The 13,031-nt window shown below is 42.6% G+C and carries 14 protein-coding genes and 1 tRNA gene; 1 reads left to right on the forward strand and 14 read right to left on the reverse strand.

All coding sequences use genetic code 11. The features are described 5' to 3' along the window. Positions 1-3 precede the first annotated feature (3 nt). The gene (gene recR / locus VIS94_09430) at positions 4-603 is read left to right on the forward strand and encodes a recombination mediator RecR (GenBank protein HEY9161294.1); all 600 of its coding nucleotides are present in this window, start codon (positions 4-6) and stop codon (positions 601-603) included. On the opposite strand, the gene VIS94_09435 is transcribed toward recR, so the two are convergent. The 14 genes from VIS94_09435 to VIS94_09500 all read right to left on the reverse strand — a co-directional run bounded on the left by VIS94_09435 (position 598) and on the right by VIS94_09500 (position 13,029). Further along, positions 598-1,857, reverse strand: coding sequence for a pitrilysin family protein (locus VIS94_09435; GenBank protein HEY9161295.1), 1,260 nt, complete (start codon positions 1,855-1,857; stop codon positions 598-600). The two genes, recR and VIS94_09435, sit on opposite strands and share 6 nt — an antisense overlap. Positions 1,858-1,860: 3 nt before the next feature. Next, on the reverse strand, positions 1,861-3,948 hold the full coding sequence (pnp, locus tag VIS94_09440) for a polyribonucleotide nucleotidyltransferase (GenBank protein HEY9161296.1): 2,088 nt from the start codon (positions 3,946-3,948) through the stop codon (positions 1,861-1,863). Between the two features lie 6 nt (positions 3,949-3,954). Then, positions 3,955-4,224, reverse strand: coding sequence for a 30S ribosomal protein S15 (rpsO, locus tag VIS94_09445; GenBank protein HEY9161297.1), 270 nt, complete (start codon positions 4,222-4,224; stop codon positions 3,955-3,957). 103 nt (positions 4,225-4,327) lie between these two features. After that, positions 4,328-5,224, reverse strand: a complete 897-nt coding sequence (gene truB / locus VIS94_09450; protein ID HEY9161298.1) for a tRNA pseudouridine(55) synthase TruB — start codon at positions 5,222-5,224, stop codon at positions 4,328-4,330. Further along, entirely contained in the window at positions 5,215-6,132 is a 918-nt protein-coding gene (locus tag VIS94_09455) for a bifunctional oligoribonuclease/PAP phosphatase NrnA (GenBank protein HEY9161299.1), read from the reverse strand. The genes truB and VIS94_09455 overlap by 10 nt, the downstream gene beginning before the upstream one ends. Next, positions 6,122-6,475 (reverse strand): 30S ribosome-binding factor RbfA, encoded by a 354-nt coding sequence (rbfA, locus tag VIS94_09460; protein ID HEY9161300.1) that lies wholly within the window; start codon positions 6,473-6,475, stop codon positions 6,122-6,124. The genes VIS94_09455 and rbfA overlap by 11 nt, the downstream gene beginning before the upstream one ends. Further along, entirely contained in the window at positions 6,472-6,756 is a 285-nt protein-coding gene (locus VIS94_09465) for a DUF503 domain-containing protein (GenBank protein ID HEY9161301.1), read from the reverse strand. The genes rbfA and VIS94_09465 overlap by 4 nt, the downstream gene beginning before the upstream one ends. Continuing rightward, positions 6,753-9,365, reverse strand: coding sequence for a translation initiation factor IF-2 (gene infB, locus VIS94_09470; protein HEY9161302.1), 2,613 nt, complete (start codon positions 9,363-9,365; stop codon positions 6,753-6,755). The genes VIS94_09465 and infB overlap by 4 nt, the downstream gene beginning before the upstream one ends. Next, positions 9,362-9,964, reverse strand: coding sequence for a YlxR family protein (locus tag VIS94_09475; protein HEY9161303.1), 603 nt, complete (start codon positions 9,962-9,964; stop codon positions 9,362-9,364). The genes infB and VIS94_09475 overlap by 4 nt, the downstream gene beginning before the upstream one ends. Beyond that, positions 9,909-11,144, reverse strand: a complete 1,236-nt coding sequence (nusA, locus tag VIS94_09480; GenBank protein ID HEY9161304.1) for a transcription termination factor NusA — start codon at positions 11,142-11,144, stop codon at positions 9,909-9,911. The genes VIS94_09475 and nusA overlap by 56 nt, the downstream gene beginning before the upstream one ends. A 17-nt stretch (positions 11,145-11,161) precedes the next feature. Further along, positions 11,162-11,611 (reverse strand): ribosome maturation factor RimP, encoded by a 450-nt coding sequence (gene rimP, locus VIS94_09485; protein HEY9161305.1) that lies wholly within the window; start codon positions 11,609-11,611, stop codon positions 11,162-11,164. Between the two features lie 32 nt (positions 11,612-11,643). Next, positions 11,644-11,719: transfer RNA gene (locus VIS94_09490), tRNA-Gly, on the reverse strand. 117 nt (positions 11,720-11,836) lie between these two features. Then, positions 11,837-12,235, reverse strand: a complete 399-nt coding sequence (locus VIS94_09495; GenBank protein ID HEY9161306.1) for a secondary thiamine-phosphate synthase enzyme YjbQ — start codon at positions 12,233-12,235, stop codon at positions 11,837-11,839. Further along, positions 12,235-13,029, reverse strand: coding sequence for a TatD family hydrolase (locus tag VIS94_09500; protein ID HEY9161307.1), 795 nt, complete (start codon positions 13,027-13,029; stop codon positions 12,235-12,237). The genes VIS94_09495 and VIS94_09500 overlap by 1 nt, the downstream gene beginning before the upstream one ends. Between the last annotated feature and the right edge of the window lie 2 nt (positions 13,030-13,031).

Below are 13,031 nucleotides of genomic sequence, written 5' to 3' on the forward strand. Positions count from 1 at the left end.
GGTATGGACCCTTACCCGAAACCGCTAAGAAATCTTATACGGGAACTGAAAAGGCTGCCGGGAATCGGGGAAAAATCAGCAACCCGACTGGCTCTTTATATACTGGGAGACAAAAAAATGCTTAGAGAAGGGCTTGTCGCTGCGTTGGAAGATATTCGCCAGATTCAGCTCTGTCCCATATGCTTTAACCTGACAGATAATGATAAATGCCCATTTTGCACGAACCCTTCACGTGATGCATCTCTTATATGCGTGGTGGAAGAGCCCGGGGATATTCTCTCGCTTGAGACATCAGGAGAATTCCGGGGCACATATCATGTCCTTCACGGCCTTATTTCACCGATGAACGGTGTAGGTCCCGGAGATATCCGCATAAATGAGCTTATTGAAAGATTGACACCTGAAATTAAAGAAGTGGTGACTGCGCTCAGCCCTTCTGTTGAAGGAGATGTAACTGCACAATATATCTCAAAACAGATAACATCGTCCGGACGCAATATTAATGTTACAAGGCTTGCCTCTGGAATACCGATGGGAGGGGAACTCAGATATATGGATCAGGTGACAATAGCGAGCGCAATCCGTTACAGAAGGGCTTTATAGCTGAAGAACCGAAGGTAGTTTCTGCTGTTCCTCAACATCTCGGCCAAGTGTTACAAGCGTAAGATTTTCTTCGGTAAATATGTTTCCCGCCAGTTCAATCAATTCTTCCTCGCTTACCGCATTTATCTTTTCTATGATCTCTTCAACCGGGATTTCTCGCTGAAAGAACATCTCGTTTTTAGCAATAGATGACATCCTGTGTTCGGTAATTTCCTGTGAAAGAAGGATATGCCCCCTCATCTGGGCCTTTACTTCATCAAGCTTGATCCCGCCGAAGTCTCCTTTTTTAAGTTTTCTCATCTGTTCGGAAAGGACTTCAAGCGTTTTTACCATATTTTCCGAGGTGGTTGCGGCATTGACGGCCAGAACCCCACAGTCTTCATATATGTTGAGGTATGAATATATGGAATATACCAATCCCAGCTTTTCCCTGATTTCCTGGAACAGCATCGAACTCATGCTTCCGCCCAGAATGGAATTGAGAACCGAATATACCCAGCGCTTTTCTTCCCTCATAGAAGGTCCCCTGACGCCCAGCGTGAAATGAATCTGTTCAAGATCCCTTTCGTATGCCTTGTGATTCAGCCCTCTGGGTTTGATTACAGGAGAAGTGCTTCTCGTCATGCTTTTGACGGTTTCGAATTTATTCCCTGCTATACCAAGCAGCCCTTCATGTTCAAGGTTTCCGGCCCCTGCAACAATAATGGAATCAGCATCGTAACAGGAGTTTATGTGATCCATCATATCGTTTCTGAGAATTGACCCGATTGAATCTGCATCTCCTAAAATCGGTTTTCCCAGGGAGGTGTCCTCGAATATCGCATCGGCAAACATCTCGGAAATAAGATCTTCAGGAGAATCTTCAACCATGTGAATCTCCTGAAGCACAACCTTTTTCTCCTTCTCAATCTCCAGGGGATCCAGTTCTGAATTGAGAAAAATATCAAATAAAACTTCTGATGCCTTCTGAAGGTGTTCATCCAGGACTTTGATATAATAGACCGTGTATTCCTTGCCTGTAGAGGCATTCATGATTCCGCCAAGGGCATCGATTTCTTTGGCAATCTGCAGCGCGCTTCTGGTTGTCGTCCCCTTAAAGAGCATGTGCTCGATAAAATGCGCGATCCCTGTTTTTTTTGCCGGATCATGACGGCTTCCCGTTTTAACCCAGACACCGAGAGAAACCGACCGGACCTGAGGAATGGTCTCGGTCAGTATTCGCACACCATTGGACAGGCGTGTCGATTGAGGCATATTTTATTTCCCTTCGGTCTGTTTAAGGGCTTCCTTGCGGCTCAGCCTAATCTTGCCGTTTTTGTCTATTCCGATTACCTTGACCACTACTTCGTCGCCCTCGCTGACAACATCTCGCACGTTCTGCACTTTTTCATTGGCAAGCTGAGATATGTGTATAAGGCCTGAGTCTCCGGAAGGGAAATCCACAAACGCACCGAAATCCATTATCTTAACAACTTTGCCCACGTATACCTTATCGATTTCGAGCTCCTCTGTCAGGTTGTTTATAATATCAACAGCCATGCGGGCATGTTCTTCGTCCGGCGAAAAAACATTTACAGTTCCGGAATCGTCGATCTCGATTTTTGTTCCCGTGCGGGCGGTGATGTCTTTTATTACTTTACCCCCTGGACCAATGACATCCCTTATTTTTTCCGGATTGATCTGTATGGTGAATATCCTGGGGGCATACTGGGATATCATCTCGGAAGGTCTGTCGATAGTTTTTGACATTATATCCAGAATTTTGAGTCTGCCAATTCTGGCTTTTTCCAACGCATCTTCCAGAACATTTTCCGGAATTCCTTCGATCTTTATATCCATTTGTAGTGCCGTGACCCCATCTTTCGTACCGGCAACCTTGAAATCCATATCGCCCAGGTGATCTTCATCACCCAGGATATCGGTCAATACGATATAATCCCCTGCTTCACGGATAAGACCCATCGCTATTCCGGCAACTGGTTTTTCGATAGGCACACCAGCCGCCATAAGTGACATTGATCCGCCGCATACGGTGGCCATGGAAGAGCTGCCGTTTGACTCTAGGATTTCCGATACAAGCCTTATTGTATATGGAAATTTGCCTATGTCCGGCAGTACCTGTTTCAACGCTCTTTCCGCCAGATGGCCATGCCCGATTTCACGTCTGCTGGGACCTCTTAATGGTTTTACCTCGCCGACTGAAAATGGCGGGAAGGAATAATGCACCATGAAGGTCTTTGAGGTTTCGCCAAGAAGGTTTTCCAGCTTCTGTTCATCACGGGGTGTTCCTAATGTCGTTATTGCCAGAGCCTGTGTTTCTCCCCGTGTAAAAAGCGCTGATCCGTGAGTCCTTGGCAGAATCCCCGTTTTGCATTCAATTTTCCTTATCTCGTCAAATTTCCTGCCGTCAACACGGATCTTTTTTTCATGCATCAAAGACCTTACAACTTCACGCTCCAGTCTTTCAATGCAGGCCTTTACCAGAGAGATCCTTTCTTCATCCTGGTCTGCATACTTTTCTAGCACCTTCTGCCAGATGGCAGCTGCCCCATCTCTGCGCCCCTGCTTTGTTGATCCCGGCACAAAAACCTTGTCCAACCCATCGGCAACAAGCTTTTTAATTTCATTATAAAGGGCCTCGTCGCTTGCCGGTGGTGCAACCTTCATCTTGGGCTTGCCGGATAAGTTTCGAAGCTCTTCCTGTGCTTCAATAATTTCACGAATACGCAAATGGGCAAACATGATTGCATCAAGGATTACCTTTTCTGGAAGCTCTTTTGCCTCACCTTCGACCATTACTATTGCATCTTTTGTCCCTACTACCACCAGCTCCATGTCACCTTCTTCAGTCTGGCTGTAAGTCGGGTCAATTAAAAACTCGCCGTTAACACGGCCAATCCTGACGCCGCCTATGGGTCCTTCGAACGGGATGCTCGACACATGAAGCGCAGCTGAAGCTCCGTTTATGGCCATTACATCAGGGTTTACCTGGGGATCGGCGGAAAGAACATTGGCGACGATCTGAAGCTCATTGTAAAAACCATCAGGAAACAGCGGCCTTATGGGCCTGTCAATGAATCTTGCAGTCAATATTTCCTGGTCTGAAGGTCTCCCCTCTCTTTTAATGAATCCACCCGGAATTCTTCCCGCAGCATAAGACATTTCCTGATAATCGACTACAAGAGGCAGAAAATCCGTGCCCTTTCTTACATCTTTTGAAACCGTTGCCGTTACAAGAACAACACTGTCTCCCTGATAGACCAAGACCGAGCCATCAGCTTGCCTGGCAACCGTACCCACATCAAAGATGAGGGGTTTAACAGAACCTTTAGTTTGAACCTGCATAATGTCCTACTTACGCAACTTCAGTGCTTTGGCCAATGACCTGTATCTCTTTATGTCTTTTTCCTTGAGATAATTCAAAAGTCGTTTGCGCCGACCAACCAGCATGAGAAGGCCTCTTCTTGAATGATGGTCTTTTTTGTGCGCTTTGAAATGATCGGTAAGAGAATTTATCCTGGTTGTCAGAAGGGCAACCTGCACTTCCGGTGATCCGGTATCACTCTCATGAGTCCTGAAATTTTCGATTACTTCTTTTTTTACCTGTAGATCTAATCCCACTTTTTTCCTCCTGAAATTTCTTTCTTCGCCTTTGTTAGAGCGAAACGTTTAGCATGCCTTAAATACGCTGTAAATAGTTAATATGCCTTCATCCCGAGGATTATTAAAAGAATCCTCTTTCAATATATCCGAATATTCCGCCTGAACGTTTTACCCTTGCCATACACAGCAGATTATCTTCTTCATCCTTAATTGCCACAAAAGATTCCTCCTCTGCGCTCACATCATTAAGCATTGTTGAAATCTGAACCGGCTTCCCTTTGAGAATGGCTTCTTTCCCTGCGGCATTCACCTTTGCAACTGGCAGTTTTATAGCTTCAAGCAGTGGTACCAGGATGTCCTTCCCGTTTTCGATTTTCTGTTTTATTTCATCTATTGTTAATGCATCTTTGATTGAAAAGCCCTCGCTTTCAAGTCTTCTCAATTCTCTTAAATACCCGCCGCATCCAATATGCTCTCCCATGTTCCTGGCCAGAGACCTTATATAAGTCCCCCTGGAGCATACAATCTTCATTTCTACTGACGAATCATCGATTGAAATCACTTCCATACTATGAATGATAACTTTTTTTGCCCTCGGGCTGACTTCCTTGTTCTGGCGTTTAAGTCTGTATAGCGGTTTTCCGTTAAGTTTCTGGGCACAATATACAGGCGGCATCTGAATTATTTCTCCTGAATTGATGGTTAACCATTCCTCGAACTTTTCCCTGTCAAAGTTTATCTTCCCAAACGCTTTCTCAACATTACCCGTAATGTCATCGGTATCTGTAAACATCTCCAGACCCACAGTTGCGATATAAGCCTTAATATTGTCTTCCATATAAGGCAAAAGCTTTGTTCCATTGCCGATCCCGATACATAATAAACCCGTTGCAAATGGGTCCAGGCTGCCGAAATGACCGCCTTTTTTTTCACCAAGTGATTTTAATACTATATCAACCGCTTTTCTGGACGTAATGCCTTTGGGCTTGTCCAGCAGGACCACCCCGCTTAAACCCATTTTGATCCCTCTTCCATTACCCTGTTCAACAGCAATGAAGCCTTTCCCTTGACAGAGAAACCTGCTGCACGCTCATGTCCGCCGCCTCCAAAAGCCAATGCCGTCATCAAGGCTGCAGGTCCGGTCCTGCTTCTCATGGAACAGCGGACCATGCCATCTTCAGCATCCCTTAAAAAAATGCAAAGTTCCGAACCTCCTATTGATGAAATTTCTTCGACAATTCCTGAGGCGTCCAACGGAGTGGCCCCAACTCTATTCAAATCATCATTCGTAATATATGTGCCGAAAACGGTGTCTCTGATCGTAAGCCTTTCCATGGCATTACATAGAAGCTTATAGTACCAGATGGTTTTGCTCCTCTTTAATTTAAGAGCTATGGAATATGCATCCGCCCCTGATTTTGTCAGGTCATGAACGATCTCGAAAATCCTCGGCTTTATATTCGTATGTGTGAATCCCCCGGTATCCCCGAAAATTCCCATGTAAAGGTTGGACGCTATGGCCGGAGTGATTCTGGTAAACCCATGCAGAAGATCATAGATCATCTCACAGGTTGATGAATATCTGGGGTTGACCCAGCTGATATCCCCATAACCGTTGTTTGATTTATGGTGGTCTATTACTGCTATCATGCCTTTAGGTTTTATATTGCCAAGCATCTCCATATCTGAAACATCCAGGAGAAAGGACACTTCGGGAGACTCGCACAAATAATCCTTGTGGGCAGGTTGTATTGTATATTGTTCAGCAATGGCAGTGGTATATATGCGCCCGGCTTTTTTCCCTAATCCGGAAAGGGCGAGCGCCAGCGCCGATGTCGATCCAACGGCGTCTTCATCAGGAAGTTCGTGAGTCAGAATCTCAAAAGTATGCTTGCTTTGAATTAATTCAATTATTTTATCTTTCATCTACATGTATCTTGTTGAGCAATTCATCTATGTGTGATCCATAATCGAATGAGCTGTCATATATAAAATTGAGTTCCGGGATGCGTCTCAAATCCAGTGATCCCAGCATTTCATGCCTTAAAAACCCAGCTGCACTTTCCAGCCCCGCCAGAGTTTCTTCTTTTATTGCGTTGCCATGAACGCAGAAAAAAACATTGGCCTTCCTTAAATCGGCACTTACCTCCACACCGGTAATTGTAAGATCATGTACTCGCGGATCTTTCACTTTTCTTAAAAGAACTTCAGTTATGGTTTCCTTCAACAGGTCTGAAACTCTTGCCTGTCTTAATCTTCCCTGTTTCATAGATGAATGATCTCCATATTGCTGCCGATTACTTCCACATTCATGTTATTATTAATATTCTGAATGAATTTATCCATCATGGAATTTACATGGGCAGCATCATTGCTTACAAAAGCAGCTCCTAATGTAGCGGCCTGCCACAGGTCATTATCATCAACCTCGGCCACAGACGCGTTCATAGCCATTGCCTTGTCTTTGATGGATTTTAAAACCTTACGTTTTTCCTTCAGCGATCCGGCACCTTCAATAAGCAGTCTTACTTTGAGAGCTCCTATTATCACAATAAAGACTGCTCCTGTTTTTCTTTTGTAAAGGCCTGGATGATGTCCCCTTCCTGAAGATCATTAAAGCCTTCGAGAGATATCCCGCACTCATAACCGCTCGTAACTTCTTTCACATCGTCTTTGAAGCGCTTCAGCGATGCAAAACGGCCCTCCCATATAGTATCTTTTGCACGAAGAAGCTTTACCTGTGCCGTCCGCTGGATTTTGCCATCTATAACCATACAGCCGGCAATTGTTCCTATTCTGGAAATTTTAAATACATTGCGGACTTCAGCGCTTCCCTGAAGCACATCTTCATAAACAGGCTCAAGCATGCCTTGAAGCGCCTGTTTAATGTCGTCCAGAAGCTCGTATATTACCGTATATAACTTGATATCTATTCCATAGTTTTTTGCCAGATTTTTTACCTTCGTTTCCGGTTTGATATTAAATCCAATGATAACAGCCTGACTAGTAGAAGCTAACATGATATCATTTTCCGTTATGCTTCCGACACCTGAATGTACAACATTAATCCTGATGCTTTCACCCGTTTCGACACCTTTAATGGCGCCGGTGATAGCTTCAACTGTTCCGTGAACATCTCCTTTGATAATCACATTCAAGGCCTTTAATCTGCCTTCCATAACCTGGCTGTAAAGATCTTCAAGTGTTACCTGCGTCTTCTGCTCTACCACATTTTTCTGTTTAATCTTCAAATCCAGATATTCAATGATCTCTCTGGCTTTTTTATCATTAGGCACTACAAAGAATGTGTCCCCTGCAGAAGGTGGACTTGTGAGTCCTATTATTTCTACCGGCGTACTTGGTAATGCACTGTTTAAAGACGCACCCTTGAAATCATACATGGCCCTGACCTTGCCCCATGTCATTCCGGCAACAAAGGTATCTCCCTGCTTCAGTTCACCTGACTGGACAATAATCGTTGACATGGGCCCTTTGTTTCTATCAAGTTTGGATTCCAACACGGTTCCTCTTGCCGCACCCTTGGAATACGCCTTGAGATCAAGCATTTCTGCCTGCAGAAGTATCATCTCGAGGAGTTCATCTATACCGATATGCTTTTTGGCAGACACCTCCACAAAAACAGTATCTCCGCCCCAATCTTCCGGTACGAGACCCTGGTCTGCAAGCTGCTCTTTCACCCTTTGAGGGTTTGCATTCGGTTTGTCTATTTTATTTACGGCTACAATTATTGGTATATTTGCTGCCCTTGCATGGCTTATCGCTTCTTTTGTCTGTTCCATTACACCATCGTCCGCTGCAACAACAAGTACTACAAAATCAGTAACCTGCGCCCCCCTTGCCCTCATGGCAGTAAATGCCTGATGGCCAGGCGTATCAATAAAAGTTATCAGTTTATCTTTGCATCTTGCCTGATATGCACCAACATGCTGGGTGATTCCGCCAAATTCGCTCTCTGTAACGTTTTCTGACCTTATAGCGTCCAGAAGCGATGTTTTTCCATGATCGACATGTCCCATTACAGTAACAACCGGCGATCTGCTGACAAGTTCCTCTTCCGGATGTTTAGGGGGAGTCAGATAGTCTTCCAGTATATCATCTCTTGTTTCTTCGATTTCATAACCCATTTCGGCAGCAGCCAGAACGGCCTCGTCAGATGTTATGTAATCGTTTTCCCTTACAATCATTCCAAGCATGCCAAGCACTCTGATAACTTCTGAAACCTTGACTCCCATTTCTCTTGCAAGCCCAAGCACGGATATATCCTTGCCGATGCGGATTTTTCTCTTTTTTGCAGGAATCGGGATATGAAGCTTTTTGTCTTTATGTCTATGGGGTTTTTTTGAAAATGCTGGCTTGATGTCATAAATTTCAACCTGAGGAAATATTTCTGTTTTCGGTATTTTTACTCCTGTTCTTATATTCTTTAAATCTACAATCTCGAGATCCGAGTCATCAGTAATAACATCAACGACTTTCCCCTTCTTTTTGGGCTTTTTCTTCTCACGTTTCTTTTCTTCTTCTTCTATTAATTTTCTTGCCTCTTCTTTGATTGGCGGTTTTTCCTGCTGTCCCGCCACTTTCTTTTCCGGCTTAACTTCTTTTACCGGAATCGGCGGCTGTTCTTCTTTCTGAGCTGCTGCCGGACGAACCGGGATTTTTGTTTCCTTTTGGACAATTTTCTTTTCAGGTTCGGCGGTTAATTCTTTTTTCTCCTGCAATGAAGCTTTCACATGAGTCTGTTTAGCTTCTTCTTTCTTGTGTTCAGGTGTTCGTATTTCGGATTTTGCTTCAGCTTCCACCGGTTTATGCTCAATAATTTCCGGAGTTTGTATTGTCTGGGTTTCTTCATGATCCGTTACGGGCTTAACCTCTTCAACTTCAGCCGTTGTAATTTTAGCCCTTCGTCTGATAATTTTTGAACTTACGCGTTCTTCATCAAAGGATTCAGTCTTTGTTTCATCCTGTTGTTTATCGGATGATTTTTCAAGTCGTTTTTTTATTCTATCGATATCGTGAGGATCAACCTGACTCATCTTGTTTTCCGCTGAAATAGCGAGATCTTTACATATTTTCATGAGCTCTTTTTCATCTATTGAAAATTTCTGCGCTAATTCAAAAATCCTCATTTTTTTTATCATAAAACAGCACCTCTAGAAGAAAGGCTTTGTATTCTTTCCAGATCCCTTTGCATTTTTTTCTGCAATGGCCAGCTACCTTTTATTATTGCAGTTTCAACAAACATATCCTTGCAATTTTCTTGAAGATTATAGATTTTAACACCTAGACTTCTGGCTTTTTCAAGTAATTTCTCAGATCCTGATATATTATCATTACCTGCTATTAAATAATCTTTAGAATCAATGGGTTGTTCCGCATTTTTTTGCATATAGCCCATTTTGCTGCATAATCTGATATATCTTAATATTTCATAAATAATCTTTTTTTCTATTTCTTCTTTAAGTCCTACAAGTGTTTCTTTGGAAAAACCCAACAGGGACTTTTTGCCATTTATGATTTTTTCTAAACATCCTGTTTCAGGGCAAATGTATATACCTCTGCCATTCATTCTAGAAGAATGATCATACAAGGTATTTCCTCTTGGTGGTTTGATCAACCTCATTAATTTATCCTTTGGCTGCACTTTTTTACACACGCAGCACCGTCTGAGAGGTCCGCTCTCTTTAACTGCCGACAATCTTTTTTGCCTTTTTAAGGATGAGTTTAGCCGTTTCTTCATCAATTCCTTCTAATTCAATCAAATCGTCCTCTGTCGCTTTTACGATGTCATGAAGGGTTTTGTAACCGGCTGATGTCAGTTCTTCTGCTATAAAATCATCAATTTCCTTGATTCTTGTAAGGGCATATTTGTCTTCGGAAGAAACCACTTCTTCCATTCCATCCGACCTTACATCGATTTTCCATCCAGTAAGTTTTGCCACCAGTCTTACGTTTTGTCCGCGTCTACCTATAGCCAGGCTGAGCTGATCATCTGCGACAACTACATCCATGGCTTTATTTGTTTTATCCACGATAACTTTTGAAACACGAGCTGGTGCAAGGGCATTGCATACAAATTTAACAGGGTCTTCCGACCATACGACAATGTCCTGCCTTTCCCCTCTGAGTTCCTGAATAACATTCTGAACACGTGCGCCTTTAACACCGACACATGTACCTACCGGGTCGACATTTGGATCATGGCTTCTTACGGCAATCTTCGCCCTTATACCGGGATCTCTGGCCACTGCTACTATTTCCACAATTCCTTCTGCAATTTCTGGTACTTCCATTTCAAAAAGCTTTTCAAGGAACTTCGGATGCGTCCTGGAAAGTTCAACTTGTGGAATCTTAAGAGATCTTGTTACGTCAAGTATATATGCCTGCACTCTGTCGCTTCTTCTGAAAAGCTCACCTGGTATCTGCTCCTTTTCCCTGAGAATGGCTTCTGCCTTGCCTAAATTAATTATAGCATCTTTTCTTTCAAATCTTTGAATAAAGCCGGATATTATTTCTCCCTTGCGTTCAATAAATTCTTTGTAAACAACATCCCTTTCAACTTCTTTAACTTTTTGCATCATAACTTGTTTTGCGTTCTGAGCTGCAATTCTGCCAAGTTTGCTGGCATCAAGCTTTTCACCAATTTCATCGCCTACCTCGCAGCCTGGATCAAGGATTTTTGCATCTTCAATCGCAATTTCCATGGATGGATCAAAAACATCTTCAGCAACCACTTTGAATTGAAACACTTCTACTTCATCGGCGTCTGCATTATATTGCGCCTCGATATTTGGATAATCCCCATATACTTTTTTTGCAGCACTTAGAATCGCCGCCTCAATTACACTTATGAGGTCGTCCTGTTTTAAACCCTTTTCCTTTGCTATCTGCTCCAATGTTTTTGATAAATTCAAGCTCATACGCATACTCCCTAAAACTAATAATCTAGATTGGCCTTAATTATCTCTTTCAATAAAAATTCATGTACAATCTTTCCAGTATCTATAAAAATATTTATTCCATCCGTTCCCTTTAGTATGCCCTGTATCATCCCCTGTTCTGTATGAATCTTAACTTTCCTCCCTGTAAAATGTTCATAGTCCTTTATTGATGTCAGCCTCCTGGTAAGTCCGGGAGAAGATACTTCCAGTCTGTAACGACCTTCTATCACGTCTATAGCATCAAGCAAAAGACCAACACGTCTGTTTACATTTACACAGTCGTCCAGTGTTACGCCCTCAGGTTTATCTATGGTCAGCTTTAATACACCCCTAACAAAACTGATATCCAGCAAATCCAGCCCCAAAGGCGCCATTTCTTTTTCAATTTCTTTTTGTATTTTTTCTAATAATTCATTTTCTTTCATGTTAAATAAAAAAGTGGGCATAAGCCCACTTTCCTCCCCTAGCCATCGCTTTCTGGAGCGGGCAACGGGGTTCGAACCCGCGACATTCAGCTTGGGAAGCTGACACTCTACCAACTGAGCTATGCCCGCACGAATATTATTAATAGAATATGAATAATCCTATTGTCAACAAATCTTTCAGCCGGAATCTTTATATGCGGGTGTTTTTAAATACTATCAAGCCCCATTTCTTTGAATTAGATGTGATTAATTTGGAATTATCTTTACCAATACAGATCGTTGTCTGGGCCCGTCAAATTCAGCAAGGTATATACCCTGCCAGGTACCCAAGACCAGAGTTGAACTCTCTGCAAAAACTGTTACGCTCGACCCTATAAGGCTCGCTTTTATATGTGCGTGAGAATTTCCTTCTATGTGACGGTAATGGCTGTCCTTTGGCACAAGTTTTTCCATTGTTTCCTTAATATCCTCCTTAACATCCGGGTCGGCATTTTCATTAATAGTAATCCCGCATGTTGTATGGGGAACATAAATTACAACAATACCGGAAGAAACTGCCTCTGTTTTGATGATGGATTTAATATGAGATGTTATGTCGATAAATTGGCATGCGCTGGTCGTTTTAACTTCTATTCGTTTTATCATTATATCCTCTCTTTCCTCTTTGGTGCATTATTTGAAAGAAAAAGTTTTTCAAAATTAGAAAAAGTTATTTCTGATAATTCTTCCATACCCATCTTTTTAATTTCTGACAACATTTTAAGAACCTCAATCAGATATGCAGGTTCGTTCATTTTCCCTCTATATGGGACAGGAGACAGGTAAGGCGCGTCTGTTTCAATAAGCAGCCTGTCCAGAGGAGTCACCTTGGCAACCTCTCTTAATATGTCAGCTGATTTATAAGTAATCACTCCGGTAATTGATAAATAAAAACCTTTTGAAAGGATATATGCGGCAAAATCCGTGTCACCAGAAAAGCAGTGCATTACCCCTCCCATGGACCATCCATCATTTTCATCAAGAACGCGGATGGTTTCCTTATGGGCTTCCCTGTCATGTATGACAAGGGGGAGCGCATAGTCCTTCGACAATTTTATATGGGCCTTGAATATCTGTTCCTGTTCAATATAGGAAGCGGGTGCTCGAAAAAAATCAAACCCGGTTTCCCCCACCGCTACTACCTTTTCATCTATTTGTCTGGATAAGTTATATACATCTTCTGTTGAATATTTTACGGCCATTTGGGGGTGAATCCCGACCGTGCTGTAAAATCCCTTATATCTTTCAGAAAAAATCTTGGCCTTCATGCTGTCATCAGGATCAATTCCAACTAGAAGAAATTTTTCAATCCCGGCACTAAAAGATCTATTTATAATATCATCAAGGTTTTTTCTACATTCATCAAAGTGCAAGTGATTATGTGAGTCAGCGATCTTCATAT

This window comes from Desulfomonilia bacterium (assembly GCA_036567785.1).
Classification (GTDB): domain Bacteria; phylum Desulfobacterota; class Desulfomonilia; order UBA1062; family UBA1062; genus DATCTV01.